This window comes from Serratia montpellierensis (genome assembly GCF_020858655.1).
GTDB lineage: Bacteria > Pseudomonadota > Gammaproteobacteria > Enterobacterales > Enterobacteriaceae > Serratia > Serratia montpellierensis.
This window is the reverse complement of sequence record NZ_VOSN01000013.1, coordinates 258,180-273,640: the sequence shown is the minus strand read 5'-3', so window position 1 is coordinate 273,640 and position 15,461 is coordinate 258,180. Positions and strand designations below refer to the sequence as shown.

The 15,461-nt window shown below is 58.4% G+C and carries 15 protein-coding genes; 8 read left to right on the top strand and 7 right to left on the bottom strand.

The window, feature by feature from the left end:
• Positions 1–117 precede the first annotated feature (117 nt).
• On the top strand, positions 118–1,101 hold the full coding sequence (zntB, locus tag FUU19_RS13095) for a zinc transporter ZntB (protein ID WP_063990004.1): 984 nt from the start codon (positions 118–120) through the stop codon (positions 1,099–1,101).
• Between the two features lie 218 nt (positions 1,102–1,319).
• Here zntB and FUU19_RS13090 read toward each other — a convergent pair whose 3' ends face one another.
• Together FUU19_RS13090 and ttcA are read right to left on the bottom strand one after the other, a co-directional pair.
• Positions 1,320–1,718: a VOC family protein gene (locus FUU19_RS13090; protein ID WP_141968560.1), complete on the bottom strand. Its 399-nt coding sequence runs from the start codon at positions 1,716–1,718 to the stop codon at positions 1,320–1,322.
• Positions 1,719–1,862: 144 nt separating this feature from the next.
• Positions 1,863–2,801 carry a tRNA 2-thiocytidine(32) synthetase TtcA gene (ttcA, locus tag FUU19_RS13085; RefSeq protein ID WP_141968562.1) on the bottom strand — a complete coding sequence of 313 codons (939 nt, stop codon included), beginning with the start codon at positions 2,799–2,801 and terminating at the stop codon, positions 1,863–1,865.
• 272 nt (positions 2,802–3,073) lie between these two features.
• Here ttcA and FUU19_RS13080 point away from each other — a divergent pair, with 272 nt between their 5' ends.
• On the top strand, positions 3,074–3,388 hold the full coding sequence (locus FUU19_RS13080; protein ID WP_141968564.1) for a hypothetical protein: 315 nt from the start codon (positions 3,074–3,076) through the stop codon (positions 3,386–3,388).
• A gap of 86 nt (positions 3,389–3,474) precedes the next feature.
• Here the strand turns inward: FUU19_RS13080 and nifJ are convergent, their stop codons facing one another.
• Positions 3,475–7,008: a pyruvate:ferredoxin (flavodoxin) oxidoreductase gene (nifJ, locus tag FUU19_RS13075; RefSeq protein WP_230489902.1), complete on the bottom strand. Its 3,534-nt coding sequence runs from the start codon at positions 7,006–7,008 to the stop codon at positions 3,475–3,477.
• 237 nt (positions 7,009–7,245) lie between these two features.
• Here nifJ and ssmE point away from each other — a divergent pair, with 237 nt between their 5' ends.
• Positions 7,246–7,578 carry a multidrug efflux SMR transporter SsmE gene (ssmE, locus tag FUU19_RS13070; protein ID WP_046687127.1) on the top strand — a complete coding sequence of 111 codons (333 nt, stop codon included), beginning with the start codon at positions 7,246–7,248 and terminating at the stop codon, positions 7,576–7,578.
• Between the two features lie 501 nt (positions 7,579–8,079).
• The gene (locus tag FUU19_RS13065; RefSeq protein WP_122003871.1) at positions 8,080–8,334 is read left to right on the top strand and encodes a DUF333 domain-containing protein; all 255 of its coding nucleotides are present in this window, start codon (positions 8,080–8,082) and stop codon (positions 8,332–8,334) included.
• Between the two features lie 29 nt (positions 8,335–8,363).
• Here the strand turns inward: FUU19_RS13065 and hslJ are convergent, their stop codons facing one another.
• The 3 genes from hslJ to FUU19_RS13050 form a co-directional block, all read right to left on the bottom strand.
• Complete coding sequence (gene hslJ, locus FUU19_RS13060; protein WP_197834424.1) at positions 8,364–8,792, bottom strand: heat shock protein HslJ; 429 nt, start codon at positions 8,790–8,792, stop codon at positions 8,364–8,366.
• Positions 8,793–8,842: 50 nt separating this feature from the next.
• Positions 8,843–9,835, bottom strand: coding sequence for a 2-hydroxyacid dehydrogenase (locus tag FUU19_RS13055; RefSeq protein WP_230489900.1), 993 nt, complete (start codon positions 9,833–9,835; stop codon positions 8,843–8,845).
• Positions 9,836–9,978: 143 nt separating this feature from the next.
• The gene (locus FUU19_RS13050; protein ID WP_197834425.1) at positions 9,979–10,269 is read right to left on the bottom strand and encodes a putative quinol monooxygenase; all 291 of its coding nucleotides are present in this window, start codon (positions 10,267–10,269) and stop codon (positions 9,979–9,981) included.
• Positions 10,270–10,408: 139 nt separating this feature from the next.
• Between FUU19_RS13050 and FUU19_RS13045 the strand changes: the two genes are divergently transcribed.
• From FUU19_RS13045 to FUU19_RS13030, 4 genes are all read left to right on the top strand, one after another.
• Positions 10,409–11,233, top strand: a complete 825-nt coding sequence (locus FUU19_RS13045) for a LysR family transcriptional regulator (RefSeq protein ID WP_197834426.1) — start codon at positions 10,409–10,411, stop codon at positions 11,231–11,233.
• A 324-nt stretch (positions 11,234–11,557) separates the two neighbouring features.
• Complete coding sequence (locus FUU19_RS13040) at positions 11,558–14,170, top strand: YdbH family protein (RefSeq protein WP_197834427.1); 2,613 nt, start codon at positions 11,558–11,560, stop codon at positions 14,168–14,170.
• Positions 14,167–14,364: a YnbE family lipoprotein gene (locus FUU19_RS13035; protein ID WP_025302979.1), complete on the top strand. Its 198-nt coding sequence runs from the start codon at positions 14,167–14,169 to the stop codon at positions 14,362–14,364. Before FUU19_RS13040 ends, FUU19_RS13035 begins: the two co-directional genes overlap by 4 nt.
• A gap of 8 nt (positions 14,365–14,372) precedes the next feature.
• Complete coding sequence (locus FUU19_RS13030) at positions 14,373–14,696, top strand: YdbL family probable chaperone protein (protein ID WP_197834428.1); 324 nt, start codon at positions 14,373–14,375, stop codon at positions 14,694–14,696.
• A 118-nt stretch (positions 14,697–14,814) separates the two neighbouring features.
• Here FUU19_RS13030 and azoR read toward each other — a convergent pair whose 3' ends face one another.
• A complete protein-coding gene (gene azoR, locus FUU19_RS13025) occupies positions 14,815–15,420 on the bottom strand; it encodes an FMN-dependent NADH-azoreductase (RefSeq protein ID WP_141968576.1) in 606 nt (201 codons plus the stop codon).
• Positions 15,421–15,461 lie beyond the last annotated feature (41 nt).

Here is a 15,461-nt window from a genome sequence, read left to right as displayed (position 1 = left end):
TGAAGTATAGAGCAGGCTTTTAGCCCCTGGTGAAAACTGCCGTTACAGCTTGGCCTTTGATCTCCAAGGTGTTAACGCTAGACTCTGCAACATAAGCAAGACTGAGGGGATAAATGAATGGATGTGATTGAGGGGAGCGAGCTGCAGGTCGCCGATGCGGTTTACGCTTATCAGCTGGACGGCAAGGGGGGCGTAACGCCGATTGAGCAGGATGACAAGATCACCTGTGACGCGCCGTGCTGGCTGCATCTCGATTATGCGCACCCGGCCAGCGCCGAATGGTTGAGCACTACGCCGCTGCTGCCAGATTCGGTGCGCGAAGCGCTCTCCGGCGAAAGCTCGCGGCCGCGCGTCAGCCGCCAGGGTGAAGGCACCATGATTACCCTGCGCAGCATCAACTTCAACGCCAATTCCCGGCCGGATCAGCTGGTCACCATCCGTGTGTACATCACCGATAAACTGATTATCTCCACCCGGCACCGCAAGGTGTATTCCATCGATCAGGTGGTGAACGATCTGCAAAGCGGCGCGGGGCCGACCAACAGCGGCAGTTGGCTGGTGGAAATTTCTGATGCGTTGACCGATCACACCAGCGAATTCATCGAGGATCTGCACGACAAGATTATCGATCTGGAGGACGCTTTGCTGGAGCAACAGGTGCCGGAGCGCGGCCAGCTGGCGTTGATCCGTAAGCAGCTGATCGTGCTGCGTCGTTACATGGCGCCGCAGCGTGACGTCTTCGCTCGGCTGGCCAGCGACCGCTTGCCGTGGATGAGCGATGACGATCGCCGCCGCATGCAGGACATCGCGGATCGTCTGGGGCGGGGATTGGACGATCTGGACGGCAGCATCGCGCGCACTGCCATCTTGTCCGATGAGATCACCACGGTGATGGCGGATGCGATGAACCGCCGCACTTACACCATGTCATTGTTGGCGATGGTATTTCTCCCGACCACCTTCCTGACCGGGTTGTTCGGGGTCAACCTTGGCGGCATTCCGGGCGGCGGCAATCCTCTCGGTTTTGCGGCATTTTGCCTGATGTTGGTCGGGCTGGTGCTTGGCGTCGCCTGGTGGTTGAAGCGCAGCCGCTGGCTGTAGGCAAAAATGATGAAAACCCGGTTAACATTGAGCAATATCAACATTTAGCCGGGGGAAATGGGGCATGATCTCTCTCGCAGGTGAATGCAACGTCAAGCGATGGGCGTTGCGCTCCATAATTGTCTTACTTTCTTATTTTTGAATTACTGCATAGCACATTTGATTCGTACAATGCCGGTTTAATCACCGGCATTTTTTTATGCGGTTTTCTCTCATCCTCAGGCCGCGCTTTCATCCCAGAAGCTGGCTTCAATCTTGTGCCCATCCAAATCACGGACAAAACAGCCGTAATAGGCCTCACCATAGTGCGGCCGCGAACCGGGCGCGCCTTCATCGACGGCGCCGGCCAGCAGCGCCTGGCGATGGAATTCATCCACCTGTTGCTTGCTGGTGGCGAAAAAACCGACGTGCGTACCGTTGCCGGGTGAGGCGGATTGACCGTCGATCGGCACCTGCAGCCAAAACTCGGGGTAGTCGCGGCCATACCCGATGGCGCCGGGATGTTCCAGCACGCGTCGGCAACCCAAGGCGGCCAGCGTGCGATCGTAAAAAGCCGCGGCGGCAGCGAAATCGTTGGAGCCTAGCGAGACGTGAGACAGACAGGGGGTGATATTCATTGCGCGATCTCCATATAACTGTATAAATAAACAGTATAGGGTAAAAACGGCATCGCCCAGTAAATTTTGCGCAAACTGTGAACAGGATCGAGATCGTCGAGTGAGGGGAATGTCGCCGCTTGCAGAGGGCAAGCGGCGAGGGGCTTATTTGATTTCCAGCACGCTCAAACGCTCTGGCACAGGTGCTGCGTCGTCCGAGTCTTCCGGTTGCCAACCGACCGGCTGCATCGGAATGTCTTCACGATCGAAGGCCAAATCGCCGCCGTCCACCACGGCGCTACCGTGGTGAATGCCCTTGAAATCGAAAAGATTGATATCGCTAAGGTGCGAAGGCACCACGTTTTGCATGGCGCTGAACATGGTTTCCAATCGGCCTGGGTAACGTTTGTCCCAGTCACGCAGCATATCGCCGATCACCTGGCGTTGCAGATTAGGCTGCGAGCCGCACAGGTTACATGGAATAATCGGGAAGGCTTTGGCGATCGAGAAACGCTCGATGTCTTTCTCGCGGCAATAGGCCAGTGGGCGAATAACCACGTGCTTGCCGTCGTCGCTCATCAGTTTGGGCGGCATGCCTTTCATCTTGCCGCCGTAGAACATGTTGAGGAACAGCGTCTGCAGAATGTCATCGCGGTGATGGCCCAGCGCGATCTTGGTGGCACCCAGTTCGGTGGCGGTGCGGTACAGAATGCCGCGGCGCAGGCGCGAGCACAGTGAACAGGTGGTCTTGCCTTCCGGGATCTTGTCTTTGACGATGCTGTAGGTGTTCTCTTCGACGATCTTGTATTCCACCCCCAGGCTTTCCAGGTAGGCGGGCAGAATATGCTCCGGGAAGCCGGGCTGTTTCTGATCGAGGTTCACCGCGATCAGCGAGAAGTTGATCGGCGCGCTCTGCTGCAGGTTGCGCAGGATCTCCAGCATGGTGTAGCTGTCTTTACCGCCGGACAGGCAGACCATGATGCGGTCGCCTTCTTCAATCATATTGAAATCGGCGATCGCTTCGCCCACGTTGCGGCGCAGGCGCTTTTGCAATTTATTCAGGTTGTACTGCTCTTTTTGGCTAACGGATTGCTTTTCTGACATTTAAATCGTGCTCATTCTCAATAGGGGGCACTAGGGGCATGGCGTTGTAGACCGCGAGTTTACCATTCAACCGGCCGATTTTGATCATTATTCATCATCCAGCAGCCACGCACCCGACGCGAGGTCTGTATGGTACGGATTGTGGCGATGAATACCAGCAGGTTTTTCGGCTCACAGCATTCGCCGTCATTTGAACGACGGCTTCGAGGGAACGTTGTTTCGCGGTGCAGGTCTCATCTCAGTCAGAACTTACACCGAGAGGCACAGAGAGCATGAAAGGAATCACTGTTGTTGGACTTTGCGCATCGTTTTTTGCTTACGCAGAAAACGCACTGGCGTTTGACACGATGCCTGTTGGTCTGAGCGAACCGACCGAAACCGTCGTACTGGTACCGCGAGAGCAAAAAGAGCGTCTTGATGGCAAGGATAAGGGAGATGCACTTTATTGTTACTATGACGGGAAATTATTTTCGCTGGGCGCCACATTCAAAGACAAGGTTTGCGCTTTAGCGGAGATTAAAACGGATAAGCCGTTCTCGACACGCGTCATGGCGCAATGGATAAAAGAAAAAAACGCGGCTCGTTAAGTGTGAAACCCTTGAACATTGAGGCCCATCGCTGATTCAAACGGTATGTGAAAAACAGGGCGCGAATCACTCGCGCCCTGAGGGGGTTACTCAGCGGCGGACTTTTCCGCCTTGCCGGCCAGCAGGCTGAGGAAATCGTATTTCTCCTTCAGCTCTTTCTCGGCGGCCTGATACAGCGCGCTGGCCACCTCCGGCTGCTGCGCGTTCAGGCGGCGGAAACGCTGTTCTTTCAGCAGCGTTTCCGACAGGTTGCTGTTTGGCGGCCGCGAATCCAGCGCCAATGCGGCCTTGCCCTCGGCGCTGCGACGCGGATCGAAGCGGTACAGCGGCCAGAAGCCGGTGGCGGTCAGCTGTTTCATCTGATCGTGGCTGAGCGCCAGATCGTAGCCGTGCTCTTCGCACGGGCTGTAGGCGATGATCAGCGACGGCCCCGGATAGGCCTCGGCCTCCTGAATCGCTTTCACCGTTTGGTTAAGCTGCGCCCCCAGCGAGATCTGCGCGACGTAGACATGGCCGTACATCATCATGCTGACGCCCAAATCTTTGCGCGCCTTGCGCTTGCCGTGTTCGCCGAATTTGGTCACCGCGCCGAGCGGTGTGGCTTTCGACTGCTGGCCGCCGGTGTTGGAGTAGCATTGGGTGTCGAGCACCAGCACGTTGACGTTCTCCGTCAGGCTGAGGACGTGATCCAAACCGCCGAAGCCGATGTCGTAGGCCCAGCCGTCCCCGCCGATCAGCCAGATGGATTTATCGACCAGGTAATCGGCGTCGGCCGCCAGCTGGCGTGCGTCTTCACCTCCAATACTCGCCAGCAGCGTGCGCAGTTCGGCGATTTGCTTACGGCGCGGCTCTGGCGCCACATCTTCCATCTGCAAGGCATTGACCAACTGCTCCGGCAGCTGCGGCGCCAGCGAATTCAGCAGGCGCAGCACCCGTGCGCGATGTTGATCGACCGTCAGACGGAAGCCCAGGCCGAATTCGGCGTTGTCTTCGAACAGCGAGTTGGCCCACGCCGGCCCGCGCCCTTCGGCGTTGGTGGTGTAAGGCGTGGTCGGCAGATTGCCGCCGTAGATCGAGGAACAGCCGGTGGCGTTGGCGATCAGCAAACGGTCGCCATAGAGCTGGGTTAGCAGCTTGATGTACGGCGTTTCGCCGCAGCCGGAGCAGGCACCAGAGTATTCGAACAGCGGCGTGATCAGCTGCGAGGTGCGAATGTCGATACGCTCCAGCTGCGCCGTATCGATTTCCGGCAGTTGCAGGAAGAAGTCGTAGTTGTCTTTTTCCGCCGTCAGATTATCGAGGCGCGAAGCCATGTTGATGGCCTTGATCTCTGGGTTCTGGCGATCTTTCGCCGGGCAGACCTCGACACACAGGTTACAGCCGGTGCAATCTTCCGGCGCCACTTGCAGTACGTATTTCTGGCCGCGCATATCGCGTGATTTGACATCCAGAGATTGCAGGGAAGCGGGGGCGTGTGCCATCTCCGCCGGCTGAACCACTTTGGCGCGAATGGCGGAGTGCGGGCAAGCGGCGACGCAGTGGTTGCACTGGGTGCACAGATCGGGCTGCCAGACCGGGATCTCTTCGGCGATGTTGCGCTTTTCCCACTGGGTGGTGCCCACCGGCCAGGTGCCGTCCGGCGGGAAGGCGGAAACCGGCAGCGCATCGCCCAGCCCGGCCAGCATCGCGGCGGTAACGGTTTTGACGAAGTCCGGCGCGGCGTCCGAAACCACCGGCGGGCGCATTGGGCTGCTGTCGTCGATCGGCTGCAGTGGAATTTCGGTCAGTGCGCCACGGGTGGCGCCCAGCGCTTGCCAGTTGCGCTCAACGATCTCCTGGCCCTTGCTGCTGTAGCTGCGGGCGATGGCATCCTGCAGCTGTTGCAGCGCCACGTCGCTCGGCAGGATCTGCGTCAGGTGGAAGAACGCCATCTGCATTACGGTGTTGATGCGCGCGCCGAGCCGGCATTCGCGCGCCAGCTTGGCGGCGTTGATGATATAGAAACGCGCCTGGCGCTGGTGCAACAGCGCCTGAACCTCCTGCGGCAGGCGCGACCAGACCTCGTCGGCGCCGTAAGGGGTATTGAGCAGGAAGGTGCCGCCGGGCTTCAGGCGTTCGACCATCTGGTACTTATCGATAAACTGCAGCTGGTGGCAGCCGACGAAGTCTGCGTGGCTGACCAGGTAGGCCGAATTGATCGGCTGCTCGCTGACGCGCAGGTGCGACACCGTCAGGCCGCCGGCCTTTTTGGAGTCATAGACGAAATAGCCCTGGGCATATAGCGGCGTGGCGTTGCCGATGATTTTGATGTTGTTCTTGGTGGCCGAGACCGAGCCGTCGCTGCCCAAACCGTAGAACAGCGCTTCCAGCGAGGCGCGCTGCGGCAGGATTTCGTCGCTCAGCGGCAGCGAAAGCCCGGTGACATCATCGAAGATGCCGACGGTAAAGCGCGGGCGCGGCTGCGGCTGGGCCAGCTCGCGGAACACCGCCAGCGCGCAGTCCGGGCCGAACTCTTTCGACGACAGGCCGTAACGGCCGCCGATCACCCGCGGCAGCGTGGCGCGTTCACCCCGGCTGTAGGCTTCCGCCAACGCGGTCATCACGTCCAGATACAGCGGTTCGGCCAGCGCGCCCGGTTCTTTGGTGCGATCGAGCACCGCGACGCTGCGCACGCTGTCCGGCAGGGCGTCGAGCAGGTATTTGGCGGAGAACGGTCGGAACAGCCGCACCTTCAGCACGCCGACTTTCTCGCCGCGGGTCAGCAAGGTGTCAATCACCTCTTCGCAGGTGCCGGCGGCGGAACCCATCACCACCACCACGCGCTCGGCCTGCGGGTGGCCGTAATAGTCGAATGGCCGATAGTGGCGGCCGGTAAGGGCGGCGAAGCCCTCCATTGCGTCGATCACGTGCTGGCCGGTAGCGTCATACCACGGGTTGGTGGCTTCGCGCGACTGGAAATAGGTGTCCGGGTTGGCGGAAGTGCCGCGCACCACCGGATGATCCGGCGACAGCGCTCGGCTGCGGTGAGCGTCGATCGCCGCCTGCGGCAACATTTGCCGCAGCGTATCGTCGCTGAGCGGCACGATCTTGTTGATTTCATGCGAGGTGCGGAAGCCGTCGAAGAAATGGATAAACGGCACGCGCGCGTTGAGGGTGGCGGTCTGCGAGATCAGCGCGAAGTCCTGCGCCTCCTGCACGTTGCCGGCACACAGCATGGCGCAGCCGGTCTGGCGCACCGCCATCACGTCCGAGTGATCGCCGAAGATAGACAGCGCGTGCGTGGCCACGGTGCGCGCGGCGACATGCAGCACGAACGGCGTCAGCTCGCCGGCCAGCTTGTACAGCGTCGGGATCATCAGCAGCAGACCCTGCGATGAAGTGAACGAGGTCGAGAGCGCACCGGTTTGCAAGGCGCCGTGCACGGTGGCGATCGCGCCGCCTTCCGACTGCATTTCCACCACCCGGGGGATGTCGCCCCAGATGTTTTGCCGACCATCGCCGGACCAGGCATCCGCCTGTTCCGCCATGGTGGAACTCGGCGTGATAGGGTAGATGGCAATCACTTCGTTGGTGCGATAGGCCACGGAAGCGACTGCGTTATTACCATCTGTAGTTATCATCGACGTTACCTTTTCATTGCTCACAAAGCCGCGAAAGCGCACTTTCGCAGTAATGGAAAAAAGTCTAACAGAGGGTTTGAACGTGGCTTTATCGTGTTTGTGTGGCGGGTGATAAATCGTCAAGGGCGTATTTCCTCGTCGATTGGGGGCGACGGCAATAAATTGTTTTCGCCGTTTAAAGACAATTTATTGCCGGCGCGTCATAATTGCGCATCGGTAAACTGACAGAAGAAAATCATGAGCGCATTTGTGTATTTGACGATGGCGATTGTCGCGGAAGTGATCGCCACCACCATGTTAAAAGCCTCCGAGGGCTTTACCCGCCTGTGGCCGTCGCTGCTGGTGGTGCTGGGCTACGGCGTGGCATTTTGGGGGCTGTCGATGGTGGTCAAGAGCATGCCCTTGGGTATCGTGTATGCGATTTGGTCGGGCATGGGCATCGTGCTGGTGTCGATCGCGGCGGTATTTGTTTATCAGCAAAAATTGGATTGGCCGGCGATCGTCGGCATGGGATTAATTATTGCCGGCGTGCTGGTGATTAATTTACTGTCCAAAGCCTCGGTGCACTGAGTGTTATTTTAATGTGAAAAAAGGCCGGCGTGACCGTAAGTCGCGCCGGTTGAAGAATTCAGCCATCATTCACTGAAAATAGTGGAATGCTAATTACTTAGCGCCGCCAGCATAGTCGCAAATATCATCCTCTCCGGTAGCAAAAAATGCGCCGTCTCACTGAAAGCACGCGAAGATAATTAAGACCGATTTCGCGGGAGGAAACTTCCTCGGCAGCAGCAGTGACGTTATCACTTTCCGCATGCGGCCGGGGCCGGGCAGCGGGTGGCGCCGTCACGTTTAACGCCTCGCAATAGGGGCGGAAATATTCTGCAAACAAAATAAATGTCCGGCCGGCGCAAAAAAACCACAAATAATGACCGGAATATATTTTCATTATTTATATATCGAGCTAGATTAAACAAGTTTGCATCAAAGATAGCGAAACGTGTCCGCCAAGTGACGCGCGTTATCAGCAATGGCGATTTTACACAGCGCAGTTCCGGGTTCAGGAGTGGGATAATGACGACATCAAAATGGCTGCTTGCCAGCGCCGTGCTGCTTTTAGCCGCCTGCAGCAGCAATAACGAAGAGCCAGTACAGCAGGCTAACAGTGCCAGAATCAATACGTTGCAGACCAGCGCCGGTTGCGCGGCGGTCGGCGGCGTCACCACCATCGCGCACAACCTGAACGGTGAAGCGCTGCGCATGTGCCAGATGCCGAACGGCAAACAGTGTGAGGAACGCACGCTGGGCCTGGGCAGCTGCGCCGGGTAAGCCCGCGGCACCCGGCCTGGCGAGCAGGATCAATACACCCAGTCGCGCAGGGTATAAACCAGCGTGTGGCCGCTGCCGTTGAGCGTCAGCTGCTGTGCGTTTAGCGTCACGTTGGCGCCGTTTTCGAGCACGGTGCCAATCACCCGATCCCAGCGGTTGCGCTGCTCATCAGGGCACAGCTTGCGCGTCGAGGCCAACGGTTTCACCGTCAGCATGCCGTCGCGTAATTGCCCCTCGCCGAAGAAACGGTTGCACATCGCGCCGGAGACATGCAGGTTCTCGCCGAACTCCAGATTGAGCAGGCCGCCGCCCACCGGTGATTTCACCGTTTCGCCATCTACGCTCTGCAACACGAAGTTGTGATGCAACAGATCGCCGGGCGTGACGGCCGTGTGTGGTTTCATGCTGCATCCCCCTAGAACCAGCGCTGCAAAGGCGGCTACCGTGGTTTTTCTCATCGTCGTTCTCTCAAAGAAACAGGGCGCCTCGTGGGCGCCCTGAGATCACGTCAGGCGTGCAACTGATTCGGACAGGTTTCGCCGCGATCCAACTGGCTGATGTTCTGCAGCGTGGTTTGCGAAATGCTGGTCAGCGCCTCTTCGGTCAGGAAAGCCTGATGACCGGTGAACAGCACGTTGTGGCAGGCCGACAGGCGGCGGAACACGTCATCCTGAATCACGTCGTTAGACTTGTCTTCAAAGAACAGGTCGCGTTCGTTCTCGTAGACGTCCATCCCCAGCGCGCCGATTTTCTGTTGCTTCAGTGCGTCGATGGCGGCGGTGGAGTCGATCAGCGCGCCGCGGCTGGTGTTGATCACCATTACCCCGTTTTTCATCATCGCGAAGGCATCGGCATTCAGCAGATGATGGTTTTCCGGCGTCAGCGGGCAGTGCAGGGTGATCACGTCGGACTGCGCGTACAGCGTTTTCAGATCGACATACTCCGCCCCCAGTTCCAGTGCCTGTTCGCTGGGGAAGGGATCGTAAGCCAGCAGCTTCATGCCGAAGCCTTTCAGAATACGCATCGTCGCCACGCCGATTTTACCGGTGCCGATCACCCCTGCGGTGCGGTTATGCATGTTAAAGCCGATCAGCCCTTCCAAAGAGAAGTTGGCATCGCGGGTGCGTTGATAAGCGCGGTGAATACGGCGGTTCAGGCACATCATCATGCCGACGGCGTGTTCCGCCACGGCTTCCGGGGAATAGGCCGGCACGCGCACGACCTTGATGCCCAGTGCGTTAGCGGCGTTCAGATCGACATTATTAAAACCGGCGCAGCGCAGGGCGAGGATTTCAACGCCGAGCGCCGCCAGCTCTTCGAGCACTTCACGGCTGGCGTCGTCGTTGACGAAGATGCACACCGCCTTGCAACCGGCGGCCGTTTTGGCGGTTTTTTTGCTGAGTAAAAAGTCGAAGAATTCCAGCTCATAGCCAAATTGCTGATTCACCAGTTCGAGATATTTACGGTCATACTGTTTGGTACTGTATATCGCCAATTTCATCGTGGTTTCTCCACCGTGATTTTGTGATCAATTTAACAGATTTTAGTAAATTCGACAATTGGTTAGCAGTTTGTCCAGCGTGGGGTTTGTTCGATCAGACAGGGGGGATGAAACCGGCCCGTATTGGGCCGGTTCACGCAATGTTAGCGAGCGATTTCCGTGTAATGATGCTCATCGTAGTCATGGGTTAAATACCCGTTGACGGCATCGTTAAAGGCGATCCAATGCGGTGTTTTCTGGTGTGCCGAAAGCGCCGCCTTATCGTCCCAGTTTTCGATCAGCGCGTAGCTGTTTTCATCGTTCTGGCATTGCCAAAGCTGGTAAAAATAGCAGCCGGTTTCTTTATTGGATTCCTGCACCATGGTAGTGAGCAGGCTGAGAAACTCAGGTCGCTTGGCCGGGTTGACCTGAAAAAAGACGTTGAGCGTGATCATGGTTTATTTCCTCGGTCGGTAATGAAACTGGAATTTCCAGGGGACAGCATTGTGCTGACAGCGAGGATTTTACGGGCTTGATGGCTGACTAAAAGTGAAATAAAGTTCGTGAATAATTCACTTTTGGTGAAGGCTTGATATGTTTAAACGTGCCCAGTTAGCCACCTTTTGCATGGTGGTTGAGTCGGAGAGTCTCACGGCAGCGGCGGAGAGGCTGTTTTGCGTGCCCTCTAACGTGACCAAGAAATTAAAAGAGTTGGAAACGGCGTGTGGCGTTACGCTATTCGATCGTGAGCGCAATCGGTTGTCGCTTACGCCGGAAGGCCGGGCGCTTTACCATAAGGCCAAGCGCTTTTTGGCTATCGAAGAGCGGGCGCGCGCGCAGCTTGAACAGGATCCGGTGCAGGGTGAACTGAAGCTTGGCGCGCTGGATATCGCCTTGAGTCATCATCTGCCGCAAAAGTTGGCGCATTACCGTGCGCAGAACCGCCGCGTTCAACTGAGTGTGGTGCAGGGCTATTCGCTGGATCTGGAGTTTCAATTGCAAAAAGGGACTCTGGACGTGGTGTTTTCAGATGGGCCGATAGAACATCCGCAGCTGCAGAGCCGGCGTGCTTTTCAGGAGCGTTTGGTCTTCATTGGCGGGGCGTATCAGCCGGCGTTGTTGGCAAAAAGCGATCTCTATGTCTATTCGCGGCAATGCCACTATCGCCATCTGGTGGACGCCTGGCTGCAGAAGCAGCAAGTCATCCCCGCCGCGCTGCTGGAGGTGGAATGCTATGACGTGATATTCGCCTGCGTAAGCGCGGGGTTGGGGTATGCGTTTGTCCCTGAAAGCCTGGCGCGACAGCGGGAGGTTGCGTATATCGAGTGCGGGAATGAAATGCGCAGCGATATTTACGCTATCTGGCGTAAAGCGAGCGACAGCCGCATAGTACAGGCTTTTATTGAGGCCGTGATTTGAAATTCGCGACAAAAAAATCCCCACGGGGGTGTGGGGAATGGCTTCTCTAGTACACAGTTAGCTAGCAGCTAAACTTTTATTAGAATGCTTGCAAGACTATTAATCATCAATGGTAACGACAATAACAAAAGTCTGAAAACTGTCCCATTTATGTGATGTATATGTAACGAAAATCTACAACCCCGCATACGTTTGCGCCAAAAAGGTGCAAATCGCCTCCGTGACCGCACTCAGCTTCACCCTATCTCAAATTCGTGCCATCATTATTGTCAATTCAGGCATAGACTTAACGAATGCCTAACTCAGGAACGAAGCAATCATTTAATGACCAGGCGATTAAAAGTATTCATAGGGACGGTGGCGGGTTGCGCAATCCTGTTGCTGGCGTTGTGGCAAACCTTGCCGCGCTGGCTGCCGGGGGTGTTATCGCATTGGTTGCCGGCGGGAAGCCGGCTGGAGTTGCAGGGTAAGTTGCATTGGCGCCAGGGCGGCCTGGCGTTGGCGGGGGCGCGTTTCACCGCGCAAGATTGCCTGCTGGCCAACGTCGGTCCGACACGGTTGGCTTATCGCCAGGGCCGCTGGCAGCTCTTGAGCGACAAGGTCAGCGTCGATAGCGCCTGTTTGTCAAAACTGCCGGGCGGCGACGCCAACAGCGCGCCGCTGGCGCTCGATCAACTGCAGCAACAGCTGCCGCCGTTGGACCTCACCATTAATGACCTGACGCTCATTCCCTGGCAGCGCTATGCCGGCAAGCTGCAGCTTTCTTCCGGTTCCGACGGGCAACGCCTGTATTATCAGGGGCCGAATCTCAGTGCCGAGGCGCAGCTGGATGAAAAACAGCAGCTGACGTTGCATAGCCTGACCGTCGTCCCGCCCAACAGCGCGCAACCGCTGCACCTCGCCGGCAAGATAACCATTCCTCTGGATCTGGCCAGCCTGCCGACGCAGGGCGCGCTGCAGGGGGAAATGCAGACCGCCTATCTGGAAAAGCCTGTGTTGCTGGACATGCGCTGGCAACAGCAGCAGGGCGTGTTGACGGTGAGCGAAAAAGGCGACGACCGGCCGCTGGCGGTGCTTCCGTGGGAAGTGACCCCGCAGCGGGTCAGCATCAAGCAGGGCGAGTGGCGTTGGCCATACAGCGGGCAGCCGTTGAACGGCGGCCTGAGCATCGCGCTGCACGACTGGAGCAAAGGGCTGGATGAAGCGGAGATCAGCGCGCGGCTGAACGTGATCACCGCCGGTCACAACGGCAAGGGCAATGCGGTGCTTACCCTCGGGCCGGGCAAGGTGGGGTTGACCGACAGCGATTTGCGTTTCCAACTGACCGGCCAGGCCAATCTGGCCGACTTCTCCACCACCGCGTCGATCCCGGGCGTGCTCGGCGGCAGCATTCTCAACCCGACGCTGGTGCTGCAGCCCGGTTCGCTGCTGCGCCTGTGGGGCAAGGTGACGCCGGAAATGACGCTGGAAGAGGCGCGTTTACCGTTGGCCGGCGTGAAGGTGACGGCCGCCGGTATCACCGGCCACCTGCAGGCGATTTTGAGCGCCAGCGACAGTTATTGGGGGCGCTTCAAGCTGCACCTGGACGGCCAGGCGCAGGATTTCTGGCCGGATAAGGGTGACTGGCAGTGGCGTTACTGGGGCAACGGCCGGTTGCCGCCGCTGCAGGCCGCCTGGGACGTCGCCGGCAGCGGCCGCTGGCAGGACAGCGAGCTGGTGCTCGACAAGCTCTCCACCGGCTTCGACAAATTGAAGTACGGTCTGGTGACGGTCGCCGCGCCGCGCCTGAGCCTCAACCAACCGCTGCGCTGGCAGCGTGATGAACAAAGCCCGCAGCTCAACGGCGAATTCCAGCTGGCGGCGGATAAGGTCAGCTTCAGCGACGGTGGCCATCTGCCGACGCCGGTGCTGGCGCTGCAGGTGAACGGCCGTTCGCCGGACAGTTTCCAGCTGCAGGGCAAACTGCAGGCGCAGCAGATCGGGCCGATCGCGCTGCGCGGCCGCTGGGACGGCGAGCGCCTGCGCGGCGAAGCCTGGTGGCCGAAACAGTCGCTGAAGGTCTTCCAGCCGCTGCTGGCACCGGATCTCAATCTCACGCTGCGCGACGGCGAGTTTTACGCGCAGTCGGCGTTTTCCGCCGCCCGCGAACAAGGATTTGAGGCCGGCGGCCACTGGGTGGTGAAAAATGGCGGCATGTGGCTGAAGGACGGCGAAATGAGCGGCCTGGATTTCATCCTGTCGTACCGGTTCAAGCAGCATCAGTGGCAACTGGGGGCTAAACAGCCGATATCGCTGCGCATCAAGTCCTTTACCAACCTGTTTGAAATGCAGAACATTTCCGCCGATCTGCAGGGCACCTATCCTTACAGCGAAGGGCAGCCGCTGACGTTGAGCAACGTCGGCGTGGACATGCTCAACGGGCATATCAGCCTGTCGGCGCTGCGGTTGCCGCAGCATGACGCCGCGGTGTTGAAGCTGGACAAGGTCGATCTCAGCGCGCTGTTCACCGCCCTGAAACCGAAGCAATTCGCCATGTCCGGCCGGGTCGACGGCGAGCTGCCGCTGTTCCTGAACCACCCGAAATGGCTGGTGCAAAACGGCTGGATCGCCAACGCCGGCACCCTGACGCTGCGGCTGGACAAAGACATGGCCGACGCCATCGGCAGCAACAACCTGGCAACCGGCGCGGCGATCGACTGGCTGCGCTATATGGAAATCAACCGTTCGCACGCCCGGGTCGATCTCGATAACCTGGGCGAGCTGACGCTGAGCGCGCGCATCGACGGCATCAACCCGCAGAAGAGCGCCAAGCGCGAGGTGATCCTGAACTATCGCCATCAGGAAAACGTGTTTCAGCTGTGGCGCAGTTTGCGCTTCGGCGACAATTTACAGGAGTGGCTGGAGCAGGCCCTCTCACAACCTGGGGAACAACAATGAAAATCATGAGTGTGTCGACGCTGGCAGCGGTGCTGTGCGTTTCGCTGCTGAGCGGCTGCGTGCCGCGCATCGAGGTGGCGACGCCGAAGGATCCGATCACCATCAATATGAACGTCAAGATCGAGCATGAAATTCATATCAAGGTAGATAAGGACGTCGAAAACCTGCTGAAAACCCAAAGCGGTCTGTTCTAGGAGCCGACATGAAAAAACGTTATTTGTGGCTGGTCGGTGCCGCCTGGTTGTTCAGCGGCATGGCGATGGCGTTGACGCTGGATGAGGCGAAGCAGCAAGGGCGGGTGGGTGAAACCCTGAGCGGTTATATCGCGCCGGTGAAGCAGGATGCGGAAACGCTGGCGCTGGTGAAGCGCATCAACGCCGGCCGCGCCGATAAATATCAGGAAGTGGCGGACGGCAACCATATCGCCGTCGATGAAGTGGCGCGCATGGCCGGGCAGAAGCTGGTGACGCGGGCGCAGAGCGGCGAGTATGTGCGCGGTATCAACGGCCAGTGGCTGAAGAAATAAAAAAAGCGCGCCGTCTGGCGCGCTAAATGATACGGATAGATGATTATTATGAGGGTAGTGCAGGTTTGACAGGACTTGCCTTTTGTCCGGCAGGGGCTCGGCGCGCCTGCGCAGGGTCTTAGGCAGCAACCACCTGAGACAGGGCCGCCTTGGCGTCTTCCTGTGCTTTGGTCGCCACTTCCGGGCCGTAGGCGATGCCTTCCGCGAAGACAAACTCCACATCGGTGATGCCGATGAAGCCCAGGAACAGACGCAGGTAAGGTTCTACCAGGTCGGTCGGGGTGCCTTTATGGATGCCGCCGCGGCTGGTCAGGATCACGGCGCGTTTGTTTTTCACCAGGCCTTCCGGACCGTTTTCGGTATAGCGGAAGGTCACGCCGGCGCGGGCAACCAGGTCGAAATAGTTTTTCAGCTGGGTCGGAATGTTGAAGTTGTACATCGGTGCGGCAATCACGATGACATCATTGGCCTGCAGCTCGGCGATCAGTTCGTCCGACAGGGCCAGCGCTTCTTTTTGACGCGGGGTCAACGGAGCATCGGAAGGGCGCAGCGCGCCAACCAGTTCGCCATCCAGGACCGGGATTGGCTGCGCGGCCAGATCGCGAATGGTGATGGTATCGCCACTGTGGGCGTTGCTCCATTGCTCTACGAAGAAATCGGCCAGTTGGTTAGACTGAGAGTAGGTCGCCAGGATGCTTGATTTCAGAACCAATACGTTGCTCATCGATAATTCCTTACGTTGTGACAGTGACATCAGGACTCAGC